Source organism: Gracilimonas sediminicola, from assembly GCF_024320785.1.
In the GTDB taxonomy this organism is placed as follows: Bacteria; Bacteroidota; Rhodothermia; order Balneolales; family Balneolaceae; genus Gracilimonas; species Gracilimonas sediminicola.
This window is the reverse complement of the sequence record NZ_JANDBC010000001.1, coordinates 1,133,222-1,157,697: the sequence shown is the minus strand read 5'-3', so window position 1 is coordinate 1,157,697 and position 24,476 is coordinate 1,133,222. Positions and strand designations below refer to the sequence as shown.

General features: G+C 42.2%; 23 protein-coding genes. 11 read left to right on the top strand and 12 right to left on the bottom strand.

Features of this window, described 5'->3' with window-relative positions:
• Positions 1–34 precede the first annotated feature (34 nt).
• Both NM125_RS05280 and NM125_RS05275 read left to right on the top strand, forming a co-directional pair.
• The gene (locus NM125_RS05280; RefSeq protein WP_255133532.1) at positions 35–277 is read left to right on the top strand and encodes a hypothetical protein; all 243 of its coding nucleotides are present in this window, start codon (positions 35–37) and stop codon (positions 275–277) included.
• A 77-nt stretch (positions 278–354) separates the two neighbouring features.
• Entirely contained in the window at positions 355–2,460 is a 2,106-nt protein-coding gene (locus NM125_RS05275; protein WP_255133530.1) for an amino acid permease, read from the top strand.
• Positions 2,461–2,468: 8 nt separating this feature from the next.
• Here NM125_RS05275 and hisS read toward each other — a convergent pair whose 3' ends face one another.
• Together hisS and NM125_RS05265 are read right to left on the bottom strand one after the other, a co-directional pair.
• Entirely contained in the window at positions 2,469–3,737 is a 1,269-nt protein-coding gene (gene hisS / locus NM125_RS05270) for a histidine--tRNA ligase (protein ID WP_255133529.1), read from the bottom strand.
• Positions 3,738–3,827: 90 nt separating this feature from the next.
• Positions 3,828–5,309 (bottom strand): oligosaccharide flippase family protein, encoded by a 1,482-nt coding sequence (locus NM125_RS05265; protein ID WP_255133527.1) that lies wholly within the window; start codon positions 5,307–5,309, stop codon positions 3,828–3,830.
• Positions 5,310–5,433: 124 nt separating this feature from the next.
• Between NM125_RS05265 and NM125_RS05260 the strand changes: the two genes are divergently transcribed.
• Genes NM125_RS05260 through NM125_RS05240 form a run of 5 tightly spaced genes read left to right on the top strand, consistent with a single transcriptional unit; the run spans position 5,434 to position 10,460 of the window.
• Positions 5,434–6,051, top strand: coding sequence for a class I SAM-dependent methyltransferase (locus NM125_RS05260; RefSeq protein WP_255133526.1), 618 nt, complete (start codon positions 5,434–5,436; stop codon positions 6,049–6,051).
• A gap of 4 nt (positions 6,052–6,055) precedes the next feature.
• Positions 6,056–6,967: a sulfotransferase gene (locus tag NM125_RS05255; RefSeq protein WP_255133524.1), complete on the top strand. Its 912-nt coding sequence runs from the start codon at positions 6,056–6,058 to the stop codon at positions 6,965–6,967.
• Positions 6,960–7,898, top strand: coding sequence for a GNAT family N-acetyltransferase (locus NM125_RS05250; RefSeq protein ID WP_255133522.1), 939 nt, complete (start codon positions 6,960–6,962; stop codon positions 7,896–7,898). Before NM125_RS05255 ends, NM125_RS05250 begins: the two co-directional genes overlap by 8 nt.
• Positions 7,895–9,265 (top strand): polysaccharide deacetylase family protein, encoded by a 1,371-nt coding sequence (locus NM125_RS05245; protein ID WP_255133520.1) that lies wholly within the window; start codon positions 7,895–7,897, stop codon positions 9,263–9,265. Before NM125_RS05250 ends, NM125_RS05245 begins: the two co-directional genes overlap by 4 nt.
• A 1-nt stretch (position 9,266) precedes the next feature.
• Positions 9,267–10,460: a glycosyltransferase family 4 protein gene (locus NM125_RS05240; protein ID WP_255133518.1), complete on the top strand. Its 1,194-nt coding sequence runs from the start codon at positions 9,267–9,269 to the stop codon at positions 10,458–10,460.
• Here NM125_RS05240 and wecB read toward each other — a convergent pair.
• On the bottom strand, positions 10,457–11,521 hold the full coding sequence (wecB, locus tag NM125_RS05235; protein WP_255133516.1) for a non-hydrolyzing UDP-N-acetylglucosamine 2-epimerase: 1,065 nt from the start codon (positions 11,519–11,521) through the stop codon (positions 10,457–10,459). The two genes, NM125_RS05240 and wecB, sit on opposite strands and share 4 nt — an antisense overlap.
• 140 nt (positions 11,522–11,661) lie before the next feature.
• Here wecB and NM125_RS05230 point away from each other — a divergent pair, with 140 nt between their 5' ends.
• The gene (locus tag NM125_RS05230; protein ID WP_255133514.1) at positions 11,662–12,306 is read left to right on the top strand and encodes a PIG-L deacetylase family protein; all 645 of its coding nucleotides are present in this window, start codon (positions 11,662–11,664) and stop codon (positions 12,304–12,306) included.
• On the opposite strand, the gene NM125_RS05225 is transcribed toward NM125_RS05230, so the two are convergent.
• Genes NM125_RS05225 through gatC form a run of 5 tightly spaced genes read right to left on the bottom strand, consistent with a single transcriptional unit; the run spans position 12,303 to position 18,074 of the window.
• Positions 12,303–13,019, bottom strand: a complete 717-nt coding sequence (locus NM125_RS05225) for a WbqC family protein (protein WP_255133512.1) — start codon at positions 13,017–13,019, stop codon at positions 12,303–12,305. The genes NM125_RS05230 and NM125_RS05225 overlap by 4 nt on opposite strands.
• Positions 12,994–14,007, bottom strand: a complete 1,014-nt coding sequence (locus NM125_RS05220) for a sulfotransferase (protein ID WP_255133510.1) — start codon at positions 14,005–14,007, stop codon at positions 12,994–12,996. The genes NM125_RS05225 and NM125_RS05220 overlap by 26 nt, the downstream gene beginning before the upstream one ends.
• A gap of 3 nt (positions 14,008–14,010) precedes the next feature.
• Positions 14,011–15,315 carry a glycosyltransferase gene (locus tag NM125_RS05215; protein ID WP_255133508.1) on the bottom strand — a complete coding sequence of 435 codons (1,305 nt, stop codon included), beginning with the start codon at positions 15,313–15,315 and terminating at the stop codon, positions 14,011–14,013.
• Positions 15,305–17,776, bottom strand: a complete 2,472-nt coding sequence (locus NM125_RS05210) for a YfhO family protein (RefSeq protein ID WP_255133507.1) — start codon at positions 17,774–17,776, stop codon at positions 15,305–15,307. The genes NM125_RS05215 and NM125_RS05210 overlap by 11 nt, the downstream gene beginning before the upstream one ends.
• 10 nt (positions 17,777–17,786) lie before the next feature.
• Positions 17,787–18,074, bottom strand: coding sequence for an Asp-tRNA(Asn)/Glu-tRNA(Gln) amidotransferase subunit GatC (gene gatC / locus NM125_RS05205; RefSeq protein ID WP_255133505.1), 288 nt, complete (start codon positions 18,072–18,074; stop codon positions 17,787–17,789).
• 171 nt (positions 18,075–18,245) lie between these two features.
• On the opposite strand from gatC, the gene NM125_RS05200 reads away from it, so the two are divergent.
• Together NM125_RS05200 and ptsP are read left to right on the top strand one after the other, a co-directional pair.
• Positions 18,246–18,518 (top strand): HPr family phosphocarrier protein, encoded by a 273-nt coding sequence (locus NM125_RS05200; protein ID WP_255133503.1) that lies wholly within the window; start codon positions 18,246–18,248, stop codon positions 18,516–18,518.
• A gap of 18 nt (positions 18,519–18,536) precedes the next feature.
• The gene (ptsP, locus tag NM125_RS05195) at positions 18,537–20,246 is read left to right on the top strand and encodes a phosphoenolpyruvate--protein phosphotransferase (RefSeq protein ID WP_255133501.1); all 1,710 of its coding nucleotides are present in this window, start codon (positions 18,537–18,539) and stop codon (positions 20,244–20,246) included.
• Positions 20,247–20,254: 8 nt separating this feature from the next.
• On the opposite strand, the gene NM125_RS05190 is transcribed toward ptsP, so the two are convergent.
• Genes NM125_RS05190 through NM125_RS05175 form a run of 4 tightly spaced genes read right to left on the bottom strand, consistent with a single transcriptional unit; the run spans position 20,255 to position 23,798 of the window.
• On the bottom strand, positions 20,255–20,785 hold the full coding sequence (locus NM125_RS05190) for a superoxide dismutase family protein (RefSeq protein WP_255133500.1): 531 nt from the start codon (positions 20,783–20,785) through the stop codon (positions 20,255–20,257).
• A gap of 54 nt (positions 20,786–20,839) precedes the next feature.
• Entirely contained in the window at positions 20,840–22,108 is a 1,269-nt protein-coding gene (locus NM125_RS05185; RefSeq protein WP_255133499.1) for a 1-acyl-sn-glycerol-3-phosphate acyltransferase, read from the bottom strand.
• On the bottom strand, positions 22,101–23,027 hold the full coding sequence (locus NM125_RS05180) for a bile acid:sodium symporter family protein (protein WP_255133498.1): 927 nt from the start codon (positions 23,025–23,027) through the stop codon (positions 22,101–22,103). The genes NM125_RS05185 and NM125_RS05180 overlap by 8 nt, the downstream gene beginning before the upstream one ends.
• 15 nt (positions 23,028–23,042) lie before the next feature.
• On the bottom strand, positions 23,043–23,798 hold the full coding sequence (locus tag NM125_RS05175) for an alpha/beta hydrolase family protein (protein ID WP_255133497.1): 756 nt from the start codon (positions 23,796–23,798) through the stop codon (positions 23,043–23,045).
• 44 nt (positions 23,799–23,842) lie between these two features.
• On the opposite strand from NM125_RS05175, the gene NM125_RS05170 reads away from it, so the two are divergent.
• Positions 23,843–24,268 carry a VOC family protein gene (locus NM125_RS05170; protein ID WP_255133496.1) on the top strand — a complete coding sequence of 142 codons (426 nt, stop codon included), beginning with the start codon at positions 23,843–23,845 and terminating at the stop codon, positions 24,266–24,268.
• The last annotated feature ends 208 nt before the right edge of the window (positions 24,269–24,476 follow it).

The following is a 24,476-nucleotide window of genomic DNA, read 5'->3' as shown; positions in this document are numbered from 1 at the left end:
GTATTATTATACAGACGGATATAAATTCAAAACTATGAGCAAAAGATCCAAGATTCTGAAAGAATTCATTTGGCTGATCGCCATCTTAGGTATTGCTACGCTTTTAGAATTCGCTATCATTGAGATCTTAAACTTACACCCGGTACTAAGCATAAAAATTCAGGGACTTATCGGTTTAATGTTGATAGGATATGGAATCAGAATGGGCGCTCGAATTTGGAAGTCATATCATAATCAGGCTGATCCGAATACTAACGGGAAAGAGGTTTTAGAATAAACCTGAAGACATCGGGATTTTAAGTAACACGTCATTAAATAAACGCTATAAAAAAACTGTACTTACTCTATTAATATATGAAGCACGAAAAATTAGCTAAAGAATTAGGCCTCTCAGACGTATATGCGATTGCAACAGGGGCTATGTTTAGCTCGGGGTTTTTTCTATTGCCGGGTCTGGCTGCTGCAGAAACAGGCCCATCCGTATTTCTCGCTTATTTTGTTTCCGGGTTGATTGTATTGCCCACCATGTTTAGTGTGGCTGAATTGGCTACTGCCATGCCCAGAGCCGGGGGAACCTACTACATCATTGATAGAAGTCTCGGACCTATGATTGGCACCATAGGGGGCTATGGTTCGTGGCTTGCACTGGTGCTAAAAAGTGCGTTTGCCTTAATCGGGATGGGAGCCTACATCTCCATCTTTTATGAAGTGCCTATAGTTCCTGTAGCGATCATCCTGACAATTGTTTTCGGGATTTTAAATGTAGTGGGAGCCAAAGAGACTACATTCTTGCAAAAAGTTCTGGTTGCTGCATTGGTTTCCATAATGGCGTTCTATATTATTCAGGGTGTGTTTGCTGTGTTTAATATGGATATCGTTAAGATTACCAGGGAGCAATTCACTCCTTTCTTTATTGATGGATATTATGGCTTCTTTGCCACGGTGGGAATGGTTTTTGTTTCTTATGCGGGACTTACCAAAGTAGCCAGTATAGCCGAAGAGGTGAAAAACCCGGACCGGAATATTCCCCTGGGGATGTTCCTTGCGATAGCAACGGCGGTTTTTGTATATGTGATTGGCGTTTATATCATGGTAGCGCTGCTTGAACCGGAAGCGTTCCGTGAGGATTTAACACCGGTAGCTACTGCAGGAGAAGTATTTTTAGACTGGCTGCCGGAACCCACCGGACTGATTTTGGTAGTGATTGCAGCAGTTGCTGCTTTTGCCTCAACAGGTAACGCGGGTATTATGTCGGCTTCTCGCTACCCAATGGCGATGGCACGGGATAAGCTGATTAATGAACGTTTCGCCAAACTAAGTAAGCTTGGAACGCCTCTATGGTCGGTAGTAGCAACCGTGTTGATGATGATTTTCTTCCTTGTTGCTTTTAATGTGGCAGAAGTGGCCAAGTTAGCCAGTGCATTTCAGTTGTTGTTATTTGGCCTGCTGAATCTTGCCGTTATTGTGATGCGGGAAAGTAAAATTGAGGAATACGACCCTGGTTTCAATTCACCTTTCTACCCATGGATTCAGATTGCCGGGATCATATTGTCGATTATCCTGATTTTTGAAATGGGTGGGCTTTCCATTCTATTTACTCTTGTAGTGAGTGTGTTTGGTGTAATCTGGTTCAAGTATTATGCAGCTGACAAGGTAGATCGTCAAGGTGCTATTTTCCATGTTCATGCCCGGTTGGGGGAAAATAAAGATCAGGGGTTGGAGCACGAAATGAGAACTATTTTGAGAGAAAAAGGCCTTCGCCAGGAAGACCCTTATGAAGAAATGATCTCAAGGGCCAGGGTACTGGAGTTCTCAGGATCCACCAGTTACGATGAAATTCTGACGGCTACCAGTGAGGAATTTGCCGAACAACTGGGTAAAAACCCCAATGAACTGTACGACATGCTTTCTCAGTTGGAAGAAGACCGAATTATCCCTATTGCTAAAGGGGTGGCTCTTAATCATGCCCGGATGAAAGAAAAGGTGGAGCCGGAGATGGTGTTGGTACGGGTGAAGGAAGGGCTGGAAGTAGATAAACTTAAGAATCTGGACTCCAAAAAAGCAGGGGCAGAAAAACTAAACTGCCTGTTATTCTTTATCAGCTCTGATGAAAATTCCGGTCAGCATTTGAGAATTCTGGCTCATGTTGCTGAAATGGTAGGCACAAAGAACTTCCTTGACCGGTGGGTGAATGCAGAAAATGAAGCAGAACTGAAAGAAATTCTGCTGCGTGACGAGCGCTTTATCCGACTCATCCTGAATCCGGAGGATAAAACTGATGAGTTTATCGGGAAAATGATTAAAGATGTGTCGTTGCCGGGACAAAGCCTGATTACCATTATCCGAAGGAAAGACCAGATCAAAATCCCGCATGGTATCACCGTACTTCAGGAAGGAGATGAGCTTTCCATTATCGGAGAGATTGAAGACATCAAAGAGTTGAAAAAACTGCTTAAGTAAAACGAATCTTAGAGCAGTTTCTTTGTCAACTTTTCAATGATCTCATCAAAACTGAGGGGCATTTCTTCGCTTTCTTTCATATTGCGGAGGGTGAACTTGCCTTCATTCAATTCATTATCCCCAATAATAAGGGTATAAAGGGCATTTTCACGATTCGCATCTTTCATCTGCGCTTTCATGGAACGACTCATGTAATCCATGGTGGCTGAAAGTCCGGCTTCCCTGGTTTTGGGAAGATGGGTGAGTGCCCATTTTCGTGCAGCATCACCAAGTGTTACGAAATAAACATCTACAGACTTCTCCTCGGCAAGCTCAATACCCAGTTCTTCGCAGGCAATCATCAGCCGCTCCATGCCGGCGGCAAACCCAACAGCAGGGGTAGAAGGGCCGCCAACCTCTTCAACCAGCAGGTCGTAACGACCACCGCCGGCTAAAGCATCCTGGGAACCCAGATCCGAGCTGGTTAACTCAAAAGCAGTTCGGGTATAGTAATCCATGCCGCGGACAAGATGTGGATCGAGGGAATAGGCAATGCCGAGGTCGTCCAGGTAGCTTTTAACCTTTTCAAAATGCTCTTTTGATTCCTCATTCAGGTAATCCTGTATCACCGGAGCTTGTTCGATGAACGGCTGATCCTCCTCTTCCTTAGAGTCGAGTATTCGCATCGGGTTTTTCTCAAATCGTTTTTGAGATAGCTCGCTCATCTCATCCAGATTTGGTTTAAGATATGCCCGCAAAGCCTCTTTGTATGCTTCCCGGCTTTCCGGGTCACCCACAGAATTGAGCTTCAGGTCAAAATTCTTAATGCCGATACGCTGATAGATACGCATCATAAAAGCGATGCACTCAACATCAGCGATAGGATCGTCGCTGCCCAGTATCTCCAGCCCAAACTGATGAAATTGTCTTTGCCGCCCTTTCTGAGGTTTCTCTGCCCGGAACATCGGTCCGATGTAGTAAAGCTTCTGAGAACCGCCACGCTGCTGCATATGATGTTCCACAAATGCACGTACCACGGGAGCGGTCAGCTCAGGCCGCAACACATAATGACTGTCCCCCTTTTCGAAAGCAAAAATCTCTTTAGATACAATATCCGTCAATTGTCCCACGCCCCGCACAATCAACTCGGTTTGCTCCATGATGGGAGTGCGAATTTCTTCGAAATTAAATTTAGCGGCTTCCTCGTGAATAATCTGTTCGAGAGCTCTCCATTTAGGGGATTCGTCAGGAAGGATGTCCACCATTCCAAGGTGGGTAGTGTATTTGGGTTTGGGCATGGGTTAAATCAGATGATAATTACTTGTGCTAATTGGCACTAAAGATAAGGTTCCCAAAGGTGAATTGCTTTGAGCTGAAGGAGAGTCAAATCAGTTCTTAAGCACTCTCTTTAGTTGCTCTGATATGAAGTTATTCACTTCATCAGAAAGCTTGAAAATCCAAACAGCGGCAAAATAGACAGCCGCCATACATATGGACCTGATGGCAATATCAACATATATGTTTTCGAATTGAGGCACTAAATAGGAGAGGAGGAGAATGGCTATTCCTGTTGCAAGCAATCCCAATAAATTCCATGTAAATGGTTGCATTTTGAATTTCACCCAGACAAAAATCACCTTAATAATATTATAGGTAAAAATGGAAGCAGCCGTGGCTAATGCAGCGCCTTGTAATCCAAACATCGGAATCAAAACAGCATTGAGTGTAATGGCGAGAATTACGAGTATCCAGGATGAGTAAAAATCGAACCGAAAGTATTTTGAGGCGATTATTATTTGTCCATTGGCACCGGTTACCATTTCCAGAAGATTACCCAAGCCTATTATGATGATAACAATGCTGCCATCTACATACTCTTTGGGTAGCATCTCGTATAAATTATCAATATTGGCGATTACGCCTATATAAATGATAAGACCCGTCAGGAATTGGTTTAGCGAGGTTTGTTTATATACCTCTTTTACATTCTGTATATCATTCCTTTGAAAAGCTGCTGCGATTACAGGAAATGAAATCTTAGTAATTGATTTTTTTGGTACTGTAATAACCGAACCAACATAGAGTGCGATAGCGTAAATTCCTGTTTGCTCAAGGCCATTAAAGGTACCAACCATGATCAGGTCAATATTGCCAATCAACAACATGGTTAAACCACTAAAAAAGGAGTAAAAACTGTAACTGCGTATCTTTTCCCTGGTGTCTTTGTCAAATATTTGCAGCACCGGCTTAAAATTCAGTAGCTTTTCCTTTAATGCATAGCCAAAAAGAAGCAGGTAGAGCAACGCATAGCTCCCAATAAATATCAGCATAAAAGTATCAAACGTAATGAAATCGAAATAGAATAGAACTAAATCGAGGATCATCATCACTCTAAGGAAAATGTCTTGCAAAAAAGAGGCAAAAACAGTGTTGAATTGGGCCTTTACGAAGGAATTTAAAACACTGAAGGATACCGTGAATAATACGAGTGGAATGATGTACAGGTAGTATTCTTCGAGCAAGCCTGATCCCGAGTCATAAAAGCTGATAACAAAATCTCTGAAAAAGATGAGGATTAATGAGTAGGCTAAAAACCCGATGGCAGGCGGAATTAAAAAGGCCCAAAATATTCCTGACGGGTTATCTGTTTTTTTTGAGAGTGCTGGGAAAAACTTTATTACAGAATTTGGAATACCAAAAGTGATGATTTGAACACTTATAGTAGAAATGGCAATTAAAATCCTGGTAAGCCCGAATTGGTCAGCCTCAAGAATATGCGGATAAAGCTGAATGGTGGTGACAAAGCCTATAATAATCCCGATATAGGATATTATTGCATTGCGTAAGCTTTGTTTTATTATTATTCCCAAACTGACTTAAACTGATTAATTATATACAGATTAATTAAGGCTTTATTTTATCTGTGTTTTTCTATTTTAGTGGTGTGAAGCTACCGATAATAAATCCATTCTGAAATCCTGATTAATAAAGTTAATGAAAAATTCTTCTGAAATTACATTTTCCCATGAATGGATTTATAAGCTTGAAAACAGAGGGCACTGGACACTTTACTGGCATCAGCTCAACCTGATATTAAACAAAAGCGGCTTGTCAAAAGATGCTAAAATTATAGAGATTGGAGTGGGAAGCGGATTAACATCCAGCTATTTGCGAAGAAAAGGATACCAGGTAACCACTCTGGATATTGATGAGAATAAGAATCCTGATATTCAGGCTAATATTATCGAGGACGAATTGCCGGAGGCTGACGTGTATTTAGCCTTCGAAATATTTGAACATATTCCATTTGAAAGCGCCAAAAAAGTTTGGAAAGAGTTGGCTGAGAATAAAGTGGATAAGCTTTTTTTTAGTATTCCTCATGCGCATAAAACTTACTTTTTTGCAGAGTATTATTTACCAAAGTTAGGTAGAAAAACTATTCATATTGGGCGAAAGCGCAATTACATACATACAAAAAATCATCACTGGGAATTAGGTATTAACCATATAACAACTGATAGTATTAAACAGATATTTTCAGATATCGGGTATACTATAGACCATTCATACAGATATAGAAACCATCATTTTTTTGCTGCCTCATTAAGTTAAACCGATGAAGCTCAGTCAATTTTTTATATCCTTACAAAGTTTGGCACTGAAGCCGCTTGAAAGATATTTCAGAAAATCATTGAACTATAACCATGATGCAAAGCCGATTTGGATCATCGGGGTGCCGAGGTCGGGGACTACATTAGCTTATCAACTTTTTTGCACAGCTTTTAAGACTTCTTACCTTAGCAACCGGGTTGTAAAAAGATATAGGATAGCATTAATAACGAGGATGGCAGAACGTTTGATTTATTCCAAAAAATTGATTCCCCCCTCCTTTGAATCAGCATATGGATATACCCAATCAGCCAACGGCCCTCATGAAGGAGGTCCGCTTTTTTACCAGTACTTTCCAAAAGAGCATCCATACACAGATGCTGATGATTTAGAGGAAAAAGATGCTAAAGAATTCAAAAAGATGATACAAGCGATCGGCTATCCGAACAGGCTTTTTGTTTCTAAGAATACAGTCCATTCTCTGAGAATTAAGGCATTAGCTAAGCTTTTCCCTAATTCTATCTTTTTGTGGATAACAAGAGATAAGGTGGCAACCGCTTATTCGATTATAAAAGCACGAGGTTCAAATGGAATTAGATCAGAACAGTGGTGGAGTGTTAAACCGCCGGGATGGATTGAAAAAAACAAACTTCCTGAAACTGAAAAAGTGGTTTGGCAAATCAATGAAATAGAATCTATCATTCAAAGAGACTTAGCAGCAGTTGGGGCATCGTTCATGAATATATCATATAAAGACATTTGTGAAAATCCCCGGGAATTGGTTAAAAAGGTTGCCCAACAGTTTCATCTAAATGATTATGTTCAAAAATTAGATGAGCTTATACCTTTATCTTTTCCATATTCTAAAGTACCAGAAGATGAATTGGCAGAAGAATTAGAAAAAATCTGGAATGACTGAAATGACTCCTCATGAGTTGCCCGGAAATATATTTATGCAACCCTGGTGGTTAGATATTGTAGCACCTAACCAGTGGGAAGATATTCGTATTGAGAAAGGCGGGGAAATTTATGCGCGCTGGCCGGTAGTGAAAAGAAAAGAGAAAGGCTTTACATTCGTACAGATGCCTGTTTTGACACAGAAATTAGGGCCGTGGATAAAGCAAACAAGCCCTAAAACTGAAACGGTTCACAGTACGGAACGGTCCATGCTCGAAAAGCTTATCGAGAACCTTCCTCACTTTGATAAACTGACATATAACCTAAGCGAAGACATAGTCAATTATCTGCCCTTTATTTGGAATGGGTTTACCCAGCACTCGTTAACTACATTCAGGTTCGAGTATCCATTTGATACCGACAAAACCTGGAAGAGATTGAAAAGCTCTGTCAGAAGAGATATTCGCCGGGCCGAAGAAGAGCTTGAAGTGAGCAAAAACATCAAAGCAGGAGAGTTATATGATATGGTTGTCAAAACTTTTGACCGGCAAGGTTTAAAACCATCGTATTCAAAAGAGTTAATTACAGAATTGGTTAAGCAAGCGTCTGCGAGAGAAAGGGCAAGTATCTTCGGGGCCAAAGATTCTGAAGGAAAACTCCATGCTGCTCAACTGTTTATTCATGATGATGATGCAACATACTATCTGGCGGGGGGATTTGACCCAGATTCTGAAATTCCCGGTGCAGTATCTTTGGTGCTCTGGAACGGCATAAAAGAAGCAAACAACAGAGAAAATGCTTTTGATTTTGAAGGCTCAAGCATTAAATCTATCGAGCGATATTTTAGTTCTTTTGGAGCTAAGCAAGTTTACTTTCATAATATCCAGGCAGTCAGTAAGAGGTTTGCTCCCTTTTATTATGGAAAGAAGCTGCTAAAGAGAATTAAGGAATGACGGATCATATTGTTAAGATAACTTCAAGCCCTGATTGCATTTCAGAAAAGCAGTTCGTTTTTGATGTAATGATAAGGGATTTTCTGAAACTGGACTATGCGCTGGAAATACTGGATGAAGCAGACGGCTATTCTATTACTTTTGAAGAAAAACAGATCCTTATACCAGACGTTTTCTTTGATCAGATTTATAAAAAGGATCATAAATTATTACCCGAAGTAGAAGCCTATCAAACGGGTTATGACAATGCATCTCTTGACAAACTACCCGGATGGTTTGCCAATAAGCAAAGGACTAATGACTCCGGTATAAGAACGTTACCCGTTGATGTTATCGGAATGGCTTTTTTTCTAATGAGCGGATATGCTGATATTCATTTTGCAGAAAAGGATACACATCAGCGCCGAATTGGTTCTACTTCATTCATAGCTAAAAAAAACCTGATTGATCGTCCCATTATTCAGGAGTGGTTTACAGTATTGGCCGGGCACCTATTTGGAGATGAAGAATTAAAGCCGGGAAAGAAATTACCTGCTTATTTAAAACATATTTCTCATGATGTAGATCAGCCATTTGAATACCTCAATTATTCCAAAATCCGATTAATAAAAAGGCTGGCTGGTGATGTGCTGGTGCGAAAAAAGCCCAAAAAGGCAAAAAAGAGATATCAGCTGTACAAAAAAGTAAAAGATGGAAACTATCGAGTAGACCCCTACAATAATTTTAATGAGATTGTCCGGTTACTGGAAAAACATGATTTAAAAAGTACATTCTTCTTTATATCGGGTAAGCCGAAAAGTGAATATGATGCGATCTACGATATCGAACACCCTGCTATATCCGATATTTTAAAGCAAGTACACACGGCAGGACATGAAATTGGATTGCACCCTTCCTACAAAACCAGGCATAATCCTGATCTGCTACGAAAAGAAGTTCAAAAACTTCAAAAGGTATGTAAATCACTTGGAATTAATACTCCTGTAGAAACCAGCAGAAAGCATTATTTACGGTGGGATTGGAGGCATACGCCTCGTATTTTACAAAAAACCGGTATTAAACATGATTATACTCTTGGCTATGCAGACAGGACAGGATACAGGGCTGGTGTGGCATTTCCTTTCAGAGCATTCGATTGGGAATCAAAAAAATCATTGGCTATTAAACTGCATCCTCTCATTGTAATGGAAGCCAGTTTATTGGCTAATAAGTATATGGGACACACTGTAAAGGAGGCCGGTCAAAAGATTGTGTTTTACCATAATCAATTAAACCGGCTCGGAGGGGAGTTTGTACTTTTATGGCATAATCACGAATTGATTGAACCGGAAAAACTAACCTTGTTTAAGAAATTTTTATCACTGTAATATGCATATACTAATGTTATTGGATCATGCCTATCCTCCGGATCAGAGAGTTGAGAATGAAGCGGAATCACTTGTTAAGAATGGTTTAGAGGTTACAGTTCTTTCGCTTGCAGAGGACGACAGACCTGAAATTGAAATGGTGAATGGGGTTAGGGTTCATCGTTTTAAATTATCGAACAAAATCATAAAAAAACTGCGGGGTGCTGTCGGCTTTTTTGATATATACTCCCACCTGTTCTATCGGTATGCAAAAAAAGCTTATGCAAGGAAACCTTTTGACGCTGTTCACGCCCATGATTTATATCTGGTGAAAGCAGGGATCATGATTAAGGACAAGTTTAAAGTCCCATTAGTTGCGGATCTGCATGAGAATTATGTGGAAGCCTTATCGCAGTATGCCTGGAGTACACGCCCCCCGGGCAAGTGGTTAATTTCTTTAGAGAGGTGGAAGAAGCTTGAAAAGAAGTGGCTTAAAAAATCGGATCGTATCATTTCAGTTATAGCTGAAATGAAAGACCGATATACAGGGATGGGATTTGGCGAGCATAAAGTCCTTGTAATTCCCAATACCCCTAATATCCAGGCATTTCGGGAATTTCCAATCAAGCAAGATATTATCACAAAGTATGAGAACAGAAAGATTTTGCTGTATTCCGGCGGGTTTGATCTGCACCGGGGGTTGGAAACAGCTGTCCGTGCTATGAAGTTTGTTAAAGATGAGCACCCTGACGCTCTGCTACTCTTAGTTGGGGACGGACGAAATCGTTCTGAGCTTGAAGCTTTAACCGATGAACATGCATTAAGGGATTTTGTAATATTCGAAGGGTGGCAAGACCAGTCAAATATCCGAAGCTATGTGAAAAGTGCAACGGTTGGGTTGATTCCTCATGTTCGGTCCGTTCAAACCGATGCATCTATTCCACATAAGCTGGGTTACTATATGTCAGAGGAGTTACCCGTTATATCTTCCAACTGTACCTCACTTGAGCGTATGGTCACCGAGCACGATGCCGGGAAAATTTTCGAATCTGAAAATGACCGGGATCTGGCTAAACAAATCAATTACTTATTGTCGAATCCTGATGAAGCCAAAATATTGGCTGAAAACGGAAGGCGGGCTGTTGAAAAAGAGTTTAACTGGGAGGCCACAGTAGAGCCTCTGCTCAGTTATTATAAAAGCCTGGCCTCAAATTAGCTGAAGTAATCTTTAATATGGGCGGCAATTTTTTTAGCTGCTTCTCCCGTTCCATATAATGGTTTCCAGTCGGAGGTTGGGTTTGTATCTATAGCGGAGAGTATTTTGTCTGTGTTAGCTCCTGTAATTTGGTTCCAGTATCCATCCAAAGTCTCTGTCCATTCCGTTTCCTCCCGGATGGTAATGCATGGCTTCTTCATCCAGTAAGCTTCTTTTTGGAGTCCACCGGAATCCGTAATCACCTTCGTGCAGTTCTTCAATAAAGTCATCATTTTGAAATAGGAAACAGGCTCGATCAAATGCAGGTTTTCAGGTACCTGAATCATGCTTAATTTCTTTTTATTTCGGGGGTGAACCGGCCAAACTACTGGTGCTTTAAGTTCAGAAAATGCTTGCAGAATGGAGCGTAGGTTATTTTCAGAGTCAGTGTTTGCCGGACGGTGCACGGTGGCCAGGTAGAAATTATTAGGGGCATATGGGATGATATCTGAAAAATTCACTTTCTCCTCAGCTATTTTGGAAAAAGTAAGCAATGCATCATACATAACATCTCCAACATCAAAAACATTTTTCTTAATGCCTTCCTTAGCTAACTGTGTAACCCCCTCTTTAGATGAGCAAAATAAAAGTGTTGACATGTGGTCGGTTAAAACCCGGTTTGTTTCCTCAGGCATTTCACGATTAAAGCTTCGCAAACCTGCCTCGATGTGAATCACAGGGATATGCAGTTTTGAAGCCACTAATGCTCCTGCTAAAGTAGAGTTCGTATCACCATAAACAAGAAGGGCTTCAGGAGCTTGGTCGGACTCAAGAATATATTGTTCAATTTTTTGAAGCATAATCCCGGTTTGTGCACCATGATGTCCGGACCCTACTTCAAGGTTTACGGTTGGAGCCGGAAGGTCGAGCTCTTCCCAGAATATGCTACTCATTTCATGGTCGTAATGTTGACCGGTATGGACGATTTCTTCTTTAATCCCTTTTTCAGCCAAAGCTTTTGAAACTACTGCTGCTTTGATAAATTGAGGCCTTGCACCAACAACTGTTAATATGGTTTTCACGAGCTGTATTTTTTAGATTTAAATCGCTGGGTAAGATACAGTAACTCTTTTTTCTTTGTAAGAAAACCTGCCTAAATCTTGGTAATAATTCATACTTAAATTCAGTATCCTTAATGTCAAACATCCAAAAGTCTTAGAAAATGTCATTTACCGGAATTAAAAAAGTATTGGTTTTGGCTCCTCATACAGATGATGCCGAGTTAGGATGCGGGGGTACGCTTGCCAGATTTCATGAAGAGGGAATTGAAATTTATGTAGCCGCTTTTTCGACCGCCCGGGCATCGGTTCCGGAAGGCTCTGATCCGGATATCCTGAGGAAAGAGTTTATAGCATCCATGGATATCCTTGGAGTACCTGAAGACCAGTATTTTATTTATGAATATGAGGTTAGAAAACTTTCCTATTTCAGGCAGGAAGTATTGGAAGAAATGGTGCGGCTCAGAAATGAGATTCAACCCGATTTGGTGTTGCTGCCATCCGGTAATGACGTACATCAGGATCATCAGGTGGTATTTAACGAAGGGTTGCGTGCTTTTAAAGAGTGCAGTATCTGGGGATATGAGCTGCCCTGGAACCATGTTGACTTCTCCACCCAGGCTTTTGTTACCTTAAGCAAAGCGCATATGGACAAAAAATGGGAGATGATGTCGGTGTACGAATCTCAGCTGATAAAAAAGCGAAATTACTTCACACGCGACTTTATCGAAGGACTGGCCAGAGTCAGGGGCGTGCAGGTGAAAGAAGACTTTGCCGAAGCTTTTGAAGTAGTTCGTTATAAGATCTAACGGTGTTCAAAAAATCTTCCGGCATCCGGTCCTTCATTTAAAAGAAGGTCAATAACCGACAGATTTGGAATAAAGCCCTTAAAAAGTTGTTTATACTCCGGGTGGTCAAATTGCTGATACTTTAGTTGAATGCCTGCTTTTTCGAACTGTTCTTCGTCATTATATTTTTTTGCTCCCTGACCAGACAAGTAGGTATCTGCCTCAAAATACTCACATATACCAATATTTAGATCATTATTCGTCCCAAATTCTTCATCGATTTGTGAGGCAGTAATAAGTTCAGTGGTGATTGCCAACTCATCACAACAAAACTTAATCAGCGCTATGTTTAAATCACCCAATGAATGGTATTCTTTTTCAGTAAAATAATGGGATAGCTTTTCCATATACCGGTCAAAATAGGGGGCCCCTCCATAACTTCCCCTGATTTGATTTATGATGCTGGTTCCCCAATTTTGTTCATACGCAATGGGCAGCTCATTGAAGTTTACATCCGTACCTTTTTTATTACTTACCGGAACTGTAATCCAAACGGCTTCGGATTGATTGTTCTTTATTTTATTGCGGTTACAGATGTGGCCTTTCACAAATTGCACATTATCAATCAGAACAAACACATCCGATTTAGCAATTTTATCAAAAAAGCCGAGCCACGGTAAAAAGTTTGGTTGATGGATTCCAACTACTTTAGCTGAGTTCTGGGATTGGGTCATTTTTATGAAATTCAGTTAAATGCTTTTCAAATTCTTTTTTCAGGTCCTTATCATCATCGTGCTTATTAGGAGAGAAAGAAGCTGGAAGCTCATGATTCAGTGAGATCTTGTAATCATACAGATCCTCAACTCTATCTTGCACTACTTTTAGAAAAGAAGAAGGGTTCTTACATAGTTCGTCATAAGTAATATGAAGTCCCTTTCCCTCAGCAATAAGGTTATTCATCTCACTTCGGTAAAACTTTTTCAGGTAATGTAGCTGACCGGCAATTTGTGGAAAGGTATCCAGGCTCTTCAGCTTGGGATACTCAGGGGGAACCGTACTCCACCAAGTATTTGGATCATTATAAAATTTCTTTCGGGCATTCAGGTTTGATACAGCAACATCTAAAATATCTCTTTCAATATATATCCAAAGCGTTTTTCCCAAAACCTGGTTAAGCTTTGAAATGTGAAAAGCCCCAAAGATGTTTTTAAAAATAAATGCTTTATTTCTGAAGGAAGTTAAATTGCCCAGCACTTTTTTTAACCCATTCCAATCTATTTCTGACTCATAATCCTGAGCATTAATCATATGCTCAAAACTGTCTTTCTTTAGCCATTTTCTCCAGAAGTATCCAAACTCGTGGATGTCGTTAAGCTTATGGGTGGTTGCATAATCGGATTGGAAGCGAGGGCTATCTTTTCCGTCAAGTAAAGAATCGGACAGTTTTAACCCATGAAGGGGAGCCGACCAAAAGCGTGCAGCAATGTTATTGATATAAGAAACATCAAGTCCGTGTGCCAAAGTCTGAGTCACCAAGGTAGTGCCGGAGCGGGGAAGCCCGATTACAAAAATCAGAGGATGGTTAATGTCCGTGTTTATGTACTCTTTTTTTTCCTTTTCTTCGAGGGTATTATTTAACCCTTCAAGGAAAGATTCCTCTTCAGCCGGTTTATGATACTTTCCGGTTCGTTTTTCGTTCAATTTTTTGAAATCTTCCGGCATAGCTCAGGCAATTAATTCATCCAAAATGTTCTCAAGCTTGTTGGTAAGATAACTAAAGTTATACTGTTGTATGGCCTTTTCAGAAGGTTCAAAAAGCGTTTCGCCTTTTTGTTTGGCTTCGTAAGTCTGCAGAATAAAGTTGATAACACCTTTGTGATCTTCATGAGAAAAGAACTTCCCGATATTAGTATCGGCAACTAATTCTGCTGCAGCGCCATCAACGGGGCCAATACCCAAGACGGGTTTCCCTGAAGTCATATACTCAAATACTTTTGTTGATAGACCAAACTTACTGTTCTTGGTTCTTCCTATAAGAAGCAAAAGTAAATCAGACGAGTTCACTTTCTTCATCATCTCATCATGGGGGATGTATCGTGTAAAACTTGTTTCGATGATATCGGAAGCTGACTTAATGTCCTCTTTAATATCCGGGTCAATATTCCCATAGAAATCAAAATGGATATTTTCGGCTATTCCCGGGCGCTCATCGGACAGGGTTTGCAAAGCCTTAATGAAGGCTTTAGGGTATTGGTTGACTTTCATACTCCCGAAGTACCGTATATGAAAAACGGAATCATTTTTTTGAGGTACTTCTTTTTTATTCAGAACATGATCCGGATCAAAGCCATTGGGGATTTTAGTCAGCTTATCCTCAAGATGGTAGCTTGGAAAGAACCCATGATTAACTACGGTTAACCGGTCAGCTTTTTTTAGGACAGAAGCCTCCAGTTTTTTATTCCTTTTTTGAGCCCATGCACTTGGTGGATTGTCATCATAGTAATAGATATTAGTCCATGGGTCCCGGAAATCAGCATGCCAGGGAAGTCCGCTCCACTCAGCCAGTTTCCTGGCAATAAGGCTGGTAGTTGGAGGGGGAGATGTTGATAAAATCACATCCGGCTTTTCCTGTTCAATCACTTTTTTGCCAAGGGGTACAGCAAACCATTTCCAGGTAAACTTGGCATCCGGAATCATAAGATTTAGCCGAGCCCATACAGCTAAGCGGGAAATTAAACCGGCATCTTTTTGATAAAAAATAGATGGGTTGCTGGTTTTAGCACTTCCCCCCTTTTTACCCTTCAAAAGACTCACGGGTTCAATTATGTTTGCCCGGTAAACTTTGATGTTCTCAAGTACAGGATCATCCGGCTCTCCTTTCATTCCGGCCGCAGCTTTTTTTGAGGTGAGAACTACAATGTCCCAACCTGATTTCGCCAAATACTTAGCAAAACGAGAAATCCTGTAGGTACCTACATCTGCGAATGGATACCAATAGTAAGATACGATAAGGATTTTTTTACGAGCCACTTGAATTGCGGGCTTTGAACCATGTGAATATCCAAAAAGCTGCTATCAGTGCCTGTATGATTACAGAAATCCAGGCAAGCATAACACCGATTTCGTAGGAGCGGGGAATGAAGTTTAACTCCAGCGTGTGATTTCCTGCCGGAATATCCATTCCGCGAAGGAAATAATTCGTTTTATAAATTGGAATTTCTTCTCCATTTAATGTAGCCGTCCAGCCTGCGGGATAATAAACCTCACTGAGTACAAGAAAACCGGGTGCTGATCTTGATATATCTATCGTCATCTCCGGACCGGTATAGGTTGTGACTTCTACCTCAGATGTTGTGTCTTGCGAAGAAGTGAGCGCTTCCGAGGTTTCCACAATGGCCGTTTCAGAGAAATCGATTTGACCCGGCATCAAGTATTCGAAGGTTGTGTTTGGATCCTGGACCGTAATAACGGAATCCACAAAAAATGCTTTGGGCAGTACGTTTTGATTCTCGTAAACCACACCATTCTGGCTTTCAAAAACAGGTTGGTAACCATCAAAAGGCAACCCCTGGACATAGGTGACATACTTTACATTGAAGAGGTCGAGCAGCTGTGGGTTGAAGTTCTGATTCTGAAGGTTCAGAGGTCCCTGACCGTACATCACATCCTGAATCACACTCAGCTTGGCTCCGGTGTACCCACCAATCATTGGGTAGAAGTATGCGGGCGTGGCATTGCTGTATGGATTGTCCAGAATGGGTAGAACCCGGTATGGATATTCGGTATTTGCCGATACCCGCTCTTCTATAAAGGTGTCGATATCACGGCGCTGGGATTCTAGGGTTTTCTCCGGACTTACATTTCCGGCTACAATTGTATTTTCGGGGATGTAGCGTTTATCAACACTCATCATGTCAACGGCAAGAATGATGGTGAAGCCCATCAGACTGACGCTTACAGGAATTTTGCCTGAGGTTGTCAGGTACAATAGGCCCGTAGCTACAACCAAAATAATGGCCAGCCTCAGCAAGTCGCTGTTGGCTTTTTCTTCCCGTTCGGGAACAAGCTGGGTGTTTACATAACTCTGAGCTCGTCGCTGAACCTGGGGGTTATCTACACTTACCTGGTTCTGCCGTGCAATTTGATTGGCAATATTTGAGACTTCGCCCGGGCGAGTGAAATCCATTGAACTCACCATAATAAAGAGCACAACTAAAACCCCTCCTGTTATACCGAGCGGCACATATAGCTTTTTGAATTCATTCTTCTTGGAGCTCACAAAATCCGCAAACCATTCGAGCCCATACACGGCCACTACCGAATAGCAAAAGGCAACTAAAGTCAGCCAGGTTTCCGGTGCTCTGAACTTGTCGAAATAGGGGATGTAGTCGAAAGCAAACTCATTCAGCAATCTGAAATTTCCGCCCCATGAGAAAAGGATGCCGAGCGTCCCGGCAGCAAAAAAGGCATACATGGTTTTACTGCGCCGCTTCGTTAATGCAAGAATTACGAACGGCAAACTGAGTGCCCCAAAATAGTGAGGACCGGAAGTAACAGATTTGGGTCCCCAGTATTCCGGTGAGGCCCCGCCAAAAATATTGGGCATGATCAGTGTCCAGGTTTCCCGAATTCCCTGCGACCAGGCAAAGGCATAGCTGGAGGTGAGGCCGGTTGAATTATCAAGGGCTGAGCCTCCGCGAATACTGTATTCGGCATATTCTTGAAGTGCGAGTAATTTTTGGGCATGGCCCAGTAACCCTACAACACCGCCCACAACCAGGAACAAGGTTGTAATCCCCCATTCTTTTAGCTGATTTTCCTTGTAAGCCTTCCATGTATCGAAAACCCAAAGTGATCCTAACAGATAAGCAAAGTAATATGTTACTTGAGGATGGGCAGACCGTAGCTCAAGTGTAACCGCAACTGAGAAAAGAAGGAGACCCGGTAGTTTCTTTTCCTTTCGTGTAAGCAGCCAATAGCCGGCAATCATCCAGGGAGCAAAGGCCAGGGCTTCAAATTTAGAAGTATGTCCCGCTACAATAATAATTGGGAAATAGGTGGTTAAGCCGTACATCAGGCTGCCAAATAAAGACGTCAAAGTCCTGAAGCCCATCATCACTAAAAGGAAATAGGTGCCGGAAAGGAGCACCCAGTACTGAAAAGCCGGGTAAATATTAGAAAATAAACTTGCAATACGATCTAAATAAGGCACCGCATCTTTAGTAGATACTACAAAAGAAGGCATGCCGCCAAACATGTTGTTGACCCATAGCGGCTCCTTATCATAGGTTTCGCGGTATTCAATTACAGACTCCGCACCGGCTCTCCACTGGGTAATGTCGTGTCTTTTAAATTCTTTGCCACCTATAGTTGTAGCTGTGAACAGCACAAATGGAATCAGGAACAGAATGACCAGCGCAATAATATGCTGGCGACTCTCCGGAAGCTTGGCAAAGAAATCCTGTTGGGAGGGGTTTTTGGGGTCTGTCATAAAAGAGGGGTTATTCAATCACTTTAGGAACACGGAAGTAGTCGCTGTCGGCATCGGGAGCGTTTTTGAGTGCGTCATCATGCGAAAGAGGAGCTTCGGCTTTGTCTTTTCGAAGGCGGCTATCCAGGTCAATCACATGCTCCAGCGGCTCAACATCAGAGGTATCCAGTTCATCCAGGCGATCCATATAATCCAGAATTTTATTCATATCCTGAGCAAAGGATTTTACTTCTTCCCCGGAAAGTTGGAGTCGGGCCAGGTCGGCCATGTATCGAACATCTTTTTCAGTTACAGACATATATATGGTTTATTTGTTTTGGCTGAATTTAAGAAACATTGGGTGAAAGATTAATCGGTTTTTAAATTTGTTATAAATAGGGGCTGTTTTGAGAATGAAGGTTCTATATTTTAGGTTCAAACTTGGCATCTTGCAGATTTTATTTCCATTTTAAGCAACTATTTTATCTCCATGATCAAAAAGAAAGTAACCATAATAAATTCAGCAGGTTTACACGCACGTCCATCGGCGCAGCTGGTTAAACTTGCCAGTAAATTTAAGTCCGATTTTTTCATACACAGCTATGGATATCGGGTTAATGGGAAAAGTATATTGGGAGTTATGACGCTGGCTGCTGAATCCGGTGCAGAATTAGAGCTGGAGGTTGAAGGGCCGGATGAAGAAGAGGCCATGGAAGCCATTGTAGATCTGGTAGAGAATAAATTTGGAATGGAAGACGAATAACAGTCTGATACATATACTATGGAAGCCACAAACACCGATGAAATTACATTAAAAGGCCGAAGTGTTGGCTCCGGTGTGGCTATCGGTAAAGCTGTTTTATTGAGCTCCGAATCCAAGACGGTTGCCCCGACATCGATTAATAAATCGGCGGTAAAGAAGCATAAAAATCGATTTTTGAAAGCAAAAGAGAGCCTTATTGCCGAGCTTCAGCTGATGGCCGATGAACTGAATGATGCCGGCTCTGTAGAAATAATTGATACGCAGAAGCAAATTATTCTGGATGCCGAAATTGAGAGGAGCGTTTTTGAAATCATAGAAGAAAAGCTCCTTAGTGTTGATTTCGCCATCTATCAAACCTACTGCCAGTTTATTGAACGACTGAAAGAAAGTGGATCCGAATTGTTTCGACAGCGCATTGTGGATCTTGAGGACATTCGTGACCGGTTTATCGATCTGGTTTGTGATCAAAAGAAAAAGAAATCGGTAAAGAAAGGGTCACTTATCGTGGCGCGTGAAATCAGCCCAACCGACCTGGTTTCTTATTATGAAGACGGTGCCATTGGCTTGGTTATGGAGAAAGGTGGGGTAACCTCTCATGCTGCTATTATCGCCAAGTCGCTCGGAATTCCCTGTATTGTAAGTGCCGAAAAAGCGACCAAGGAAGTGCTTAATGATAAGATGTTAGTTCTGGATGCCGCTGAGGGAACGTTGATTTTAAACCCGTCGCGTAAAACCATATCCAGATATCGTAAAAAAGCTGAAGAAGCTGCTAGGAAAAAGAAAAAGCGCCCCGACAGTTTTGAGACGGCCGATGGCGTTTCCCTGAAAATTACAGCTAATATTGAATTCGAGGCCGAGCTTCCCAAGATAAAAGAACACGGCGCGCAGGGTATTGGGTTGCTGAGAACGGAGAGCCTGTTATTTGGCCACCGGTTAAGAAAAAGCATGGAAGAACAACGAGCTTTTTATTCGGCTGTGTTAGAAGGATCCACCGGGTCGGTTACGATTCGGTTGTTCGACATTGGCGGAGATAAAACCAGCAGCCGGACGGTGAAAGAGGCGAACCCGTTTTTAGGATGGAGAGGCATACGCCTGCTGCTGGACGAAAAAGAACTGCTGCATAATCAGCTTAACGCAATTGTTAGAACTGCTGCTGATTATCCGGGGCGAATTCGGATTTTGGTGCCCATGGTATCTGTGATCGATGAAGTGGCTGAGATTAAGGATGAACTTGAATCCGTTATAACAGAACTGAAAACGGAGGGTGTGGAGTTAGGTGAATCGATTCCGCTTGGGTTGATGGTGGAAGTACCGAGTGTTGCCCTTTCTGCTTATCACTTTGCCAAAGAAGTGGATTTTTTAAGCATGGGTACTAACGACCTCACACAATATACGATGGCGGTGGATCGCGGAAATGAGCGCATCTGCAACCTATTTCAGCATTACCACCCCTCTGTGCTGCACTTGATCAGTAACACGGTTAAGGGAGCGGAAAAAGCCGGCATTGACGTGAGCGTATGTGGCGAATTGGCCGGTGATGAAATCGGCGCAGCCTGCCTTATCGGTATGGGCATTCAGGAGTTGAGCATGGTGCCTGAGTCGATACCCGAAATCAGTGAACTCCTTCACTCCAAAACCAAAGCAGAGTTTGAGCAATTTGCAAAATCTGCGCTGACATTGGCTTCCTCCGAAGAGCTCGAAAATCTTTTTGAAGACTGGAAGAACTAAGTTCCTACCTACTTCTGAGCAACTCCTATCACACCACAAGCAACGCGACTTCCGGCAGCTCCTGTGGGTTGAGACTCGAGATCATCCTCTCCTGCATGTATGATGATGCCTCGTCCTAATATCTGATCCAGCGTTACGGTTTGGTCTGTGTAATCTACGGTAGCCTCGCCGTTTTCATTGGCTTCAATGTTTCCGAGGTCGCCCATGTGTCTTGCAGCATCAGAGGGAGCTCCGTGCTGGTTTTCGGTCGGGTTAAAATGTCCTCCGGCGCTGGTTCCATCATCAGCTGTACAGTCTCCGTACTCATGAATGTGAAAACCATGATTTCCGGGCTCAAGTCCTTCGAAACTACCTCGGACCTGTACTCCATTTTCGGCTTCAGAAAACGTTACCGATCCGCTAACATCACTTTCCCCCACCTGCATTACCGTAGCGACTAACTTGGAATGAGCCTGCGTAGATGTGGATTCCGTTTCGATGTTTTTTGTGCATCCGGTTACCATTAGCAAGAAGGCAGAAATAACAGAAAAGAGCTTCATATAGAATGTTTGATTGTTTTCAGATTTGCTGATTAAACATCAAATCCAAGAGCTTCATTCATTCAGGATAGACTCCCGAAGCTGTTTAAATGATTGAAGGTGAGATTGTAGCTTATCATATAAACCGGGCTTTTTCTTTCTCAATTTACGGCCGGAACGCGGACTGAAAAGCTGCTTAGCCCTAATAAATAATGTGGCAGTAAGTACACTTAATGCCAGATATCCAAGTATGAAATATCCATCAACTCCGGTAAAAAGTAAAATCAGAGAAACCAGTACATAAAACATCGGCAGTAAAAATAAGCTGCTCAGAAATTTTATGGATGAATCAAAAGCATTGTCTCTGATTACATTCCTGATCAAATAACGAATGGGTTGGTAAGGGATGATATTGTTCAACAGGCTGAACAGATAAAACGGAACGAGGACGAAATCTTTAAATCCAAACTGTTTTCCACAGGCTAATTCATTAAGATCCACATCGTGTTTATCGGCTATATTAGTCAGTTCCTTCGCTTTTTCTATAAGTTCAGGAGTGATGTGCTCGTGGGTTTTTCGGATTCTTGGATTTGCAATTTCAGGATCAATAATTTTGAAGTTATCGGGCTCCAGGTCATCCCACAAAATCTTATGTACGGGATATTCATTTAAGTCCTCCACATGAAACACAAGTTCCTTCATGGCATCTGAAACCTGCTCCTTCATAGTTTCTACAGCTTCCTTTTCGTCTTTTTCAAGCAGAGACCTGAAGTTGCTCACCGGAATGGGTTTCCCATAGTTTACTTGTACGGCATTTCCCCCGGTACGGTGTTCACTGTAATTCACCCCAACCGGAACAATCTGTAAATCCAGCTCCCAGTTGTGTTTCTCTTCGGCACCAAAAGCAATACGGGTAAATCCTTTACTTAGTGGCCTGATTCTTCGCTTCAGGTTATGATTGGCTTCAGCAAAAACCAGAACGGTATCTTTATTTTTGAGGTATTGGATGCATTTCTCAAAAATCTCGTTGTTCTTTTGCACCGACTTCAATCCATCACGCACCCGGTAAACAGGCATCATATTGATGGACCACAAAAACTTACCGATAATATCCGGTTTGAAGGCCTGCGCCCTGGTAAGAAAGTAAATTACAGGTTTGGTGGTAGTTGCCACATGCAGAGCATCCATGAATGAATTCTGATGATTAGGCACATAGAGAATGGGTTTGTCTTTGGGGAGGTGCTCCTTGCCGGAAGTTTTAACGGTGGAATAAAAAAAGCGTAATCCATTTCCTACTACAGTATGTCGCCAAAACTGGTACCACAAATAATTTTTTTTACGCATTAGTAAAGACGCGTTGTAAAGTTGATTTTCCTATTGACCAGTACCATCCGATACTGAGACCGGCAATAATATGCCAAATGCCCCACCATGCAGCCACTAAAGCCATACCGCCGAGCCCGTCAAAGAAATTGAAAATCAGCAATAAACCCAAGCCCGAATTTTGAATTCCGGTTTCAATGGCAATGGACTTACGATCCGGTTTCGGAAGCTTGAAGATATACCCCAATCCGTAACCGCTCATCAGGGCAACCGCATTGTGAAAAAATACCAGGGCGATAACCAGATGTACGTAACTCGTAAAGTGCTCGAAGTTCATGCTGAAGGCCACAATCACAAAACCGGCAAAAAAGATAATTCCGAAGTTCTTAATAAACGGGGATATTTTTTGGGAGAAGGCGTCTTTGAAGTGCCGCAGGGTCATCCCCAGGATAAGCGGTATCCCGAGAATCAGGATGATAATTCGAAATACTTCAAAGAGGTCGAGGTGAATTTCAGTAAGGATGGCGTTTGTGGGGCCGTATAAACTGGCCCAGAAAGCAAAATTAAAGGGGGTCATGAAAATGGAAAGCAAGGTGGCAAAGGCTGTCATGCTTACTGATAAGGCCGCATTACCTTTCGCTAAAAGAGAGAAGAAGTTGGATATATTTCCTCCCGGGCAAGCGGCAACCATCATCATTCCCAATGCAAAACTGGGGTGTGGCTCCATCAAAACAACCAACAGGAAAGTAAGTGCAGGGAGTAAAAAAAACTGAGAGCAAAGACCGATAACAGTGCCTTTTGGATTCTTGGCTACTTTCTTGAAGTCCTCAACGGTCAGTTCCAGAGCTACCCCAAACATGATGATCGCCAGCGACACATTCATGATGTGCAGTCCGCCACTGTTCAGGTTCAACTGAAGGGCATCAATCGATTCGCTCATAATTTTGTACTAACGTTAGATGTATTTTTCAGCCCAAGTGGCCAATACCCTACCCACATATTTGCTGTCTTTATCGTCGGAAAGCAGGTGACCGGCCTCGTCCAAGGATACAAAACTTTTGGGATGTTTTGCGGCATTAAAAATCATAGAGGCATTATCGATGCCTACCGTATTGTCGAGGGGCGAGTGGAAGATCATCAAAGCCCGGTCCAGTTTTTTGATGAAATCCGACATCCGGGCTTCTTTCAGGTCATCCAGAAATTGTTTCTTAATGGTGAATTTCCGCCCGGCAAGGGTAACTTCAGCCTCTCCTTTTTCCTCAATCTCATCAAGGTGCATACTGAAATTTTCACGAACATGGGCAGGGTGAGCCGGAGCTGCAATAGTTGCTACGGCTTTCACAGAATCCATGTGATGAGCCGCTTGCAAAACAGCAGCTCCACCCAGTGAATGTCCGGCTAAAATCGTGGGTGCATTACCTTCAGCTTCTAAATATTTATAGGCAGCTACCAAATCATCTACATTGGACGAGAAATTGGTGTTAGCAAAGTCCCCGTCGCTTTCGCCGAGCCCGGTAAAATCAAACCGGAAAGTGGCAAACCCCAATTCGGCGAGTATAGAGGTGATATTACTCATTACTCTCAGGTTCTTGGAGCAGGTGAAGCAGTGCGCAAACAAGACCGTGCCTTTTTGTTCCTTATCGGGGAGGTCAAGTTTGGCAGAAAGTGTATCCCCGAGACTGCCGGTAAATTCTATTTTCTTTGATTTCATGAGTGTAGTATTATTGGCGTGTAATTTTTAAGATAATCAACATTATGAGTAACACAACGCATCCTTTCCATCTCGCATTTCCGGTTAAAGATCTTGAAGAATCCTATAAGTTCTACCATGATCTGCTGGGATGTGAAACCGGCCGCAGCTCAGACGGCTGGATCGACTTCAACATGTGGGGACATCAGGTGGTGGCTCACCTAAGTCCTGATGAAGCCAAGCAATCCGCGATGAATGCGGTAGATGGACACGGAGTTCCGGTTCGTCACTTTGGGGTGATTCTGGAAATGGACGAGTGGCAAGAGCTTGCTGACAAGCTAAAAGCGGCGGATATCGAATTTGTGATAGAGCCCTACATCCGTTTCAAAGGTGAGCCGGGCGAGCAGGCCACTATGTTTTTTCTCGACCCATCGGGAAATGCATTGGAATTCAAAGCCTTTCAAAATAAAGATCAGATTTTTGCTAAGTAATCCGCTTTGCGGAATTAAAAATGAAAAATTATAAATTTTGAATAGGTGAGTATTAGATGGCAGCATTAGCTGAATCAAAGTTGGGTATTTACTCTCGCTCCAGATGATTGATAAATGTAAGATTTATTAAAGCAACCGGATTCCTCCCTGCGCAGGATAACTTCAACATTGAATATTGAATGTTGAATATTCAGTGTTCAAACCCAAA

Bases quoted from the DNA above. Each gene is read 5' to 3' on its own strand.
- NM125_RS05280 (WP_255133532.1), top strand. From the start codon at position 35: ATGAGCAAAAGATCCAAGATTCTGAAAGAATTCATTTGGCTGATCGCC.
- NM125_RS05275 (WP_255133530.1), top strand. From the start codon at position 355: ATGAAGCACGAAAAATTAGCTAAAGAATTAGGCCTCTCAGACGTATAT.
- hisS (WP_255133529.1), bottom strand. From the start codon at position 3,737: ATGCCCAAACCCAAATACACTACCCACCTTGGAATGGTGGACATCCTT.
- NM125_RS05260 (WP_255133526.1), top strand. From the start codon at position 5,434: ATGAAAAATTCTTCTGAAATTACATTTTCCCATGAATGGATTTATAAG.
- NM125_RS05255 (WP_255133524.1), top strand. From the start codon at position 6,056: ATGAAGCTCAGTCAATTTTTTATATCCTTACAAAGTTTGGCACTGAAG.
- NM125_RS05250 (WP_255133522.1), top strand. From the start codon at position 6,960: ATGACTGAAATGACTCCTCATGAGTTGCCCGGAAATATATTTATGCAA.
- NM125_RS05245 (WP_255133520.1), top strand. From the start codon at position 7,895: ATGACGGATCATATTGTTAAGATAACTTCAAGCCCTGATTGCATTTCA.
- NM125_RS05240 (WP_255133518.1), top strand. From the start codon at position 9,267: ATGCATATACTAATGTTATTGGATCATGCCTATCCTCCGGATCAGAGA.
- NM125_RS05230 (WP_255133514.1), top strand. From the start codon at position 11,662: ATGTCATTTACCGGAATTAAAAAAGTATTGGTTTTGGCTCCTCATACA.
- NM125_RS05225 (WP_255133512.1), bottom strand. From the start codon at position 13,019: ATGACCCAATCCCAGAACTCAGCTAAAGTAGTTGGAATCCATCAACCA.
- NM125_RS05220 (WP_255133510.1), bottom strand. From the start codon at position 14,007: ATGCCGGAAGATTTCAAAAAATTGAACGAAAAACGAACCGGAAAGTAT.
- NM125_RS05210 (WP_255133507.1), bottom strand. From the start codon at position 17,776: ATGACAGACCCCAAAAACCCCTCCCAACAGGATTTCTTTGCCAAGCTT.
- gatC (WP_255133505.1), bottom strand. From the start codon at position 18,074: ATGTCTGTAACTGAAAAAGATGTTCGATACATGGCCGACCTGGCCCGA.
- NM125_RS05200 (WP_255133503.1), top strand. From the start codon at position 18,246: ATGATCAAAAAGAAAGTAACCATAATAAATTCAGCAGGTTTACACGCA.
- ptsP (WP_255133501.1), top strand. From the start codon at position 18,537: ATGGAAGCCACAAACACCGATGAAATTACATTAAAAGGCCGAAGTGTT.
- NM125_RS05190 (WP_255133500.1), bottom strand. From the start codon at position 20,785: ATGAAGCTCTTTTCTGTTATTTCTGCCTTCTTGCTAATGGTAACCGGA.
- NM125_RS05185 (WP_255133499.1), bottom strand. From the start codon at position 22,108: ATGCGTAAAAAAAATTATTTGTGGTACCAGTTTTGGCGACATACTGTA.
- NM125_RS05180 (WP_255133498.1), bottom strand. From the start codon at position 23,027: ATGAGCGAATCGATTGATGCCCTTCAGTTGAACCTGAACAGTGGCGGA.
- NM125_RS05175 (WP_255133497.1), bottom strand. From the start codon at position 23,798: ATGAAATCAAAGAAAATAGAATTTACCGGCAGTCTCGGGGATACACTT.
- NM125_RS05170 (WP_255133496.1), top strand. From the start codon at position 23,843: ATGAGTAACACAACGCATCCTTTCCATCTCGCATTTCCGGTTAAAGAT.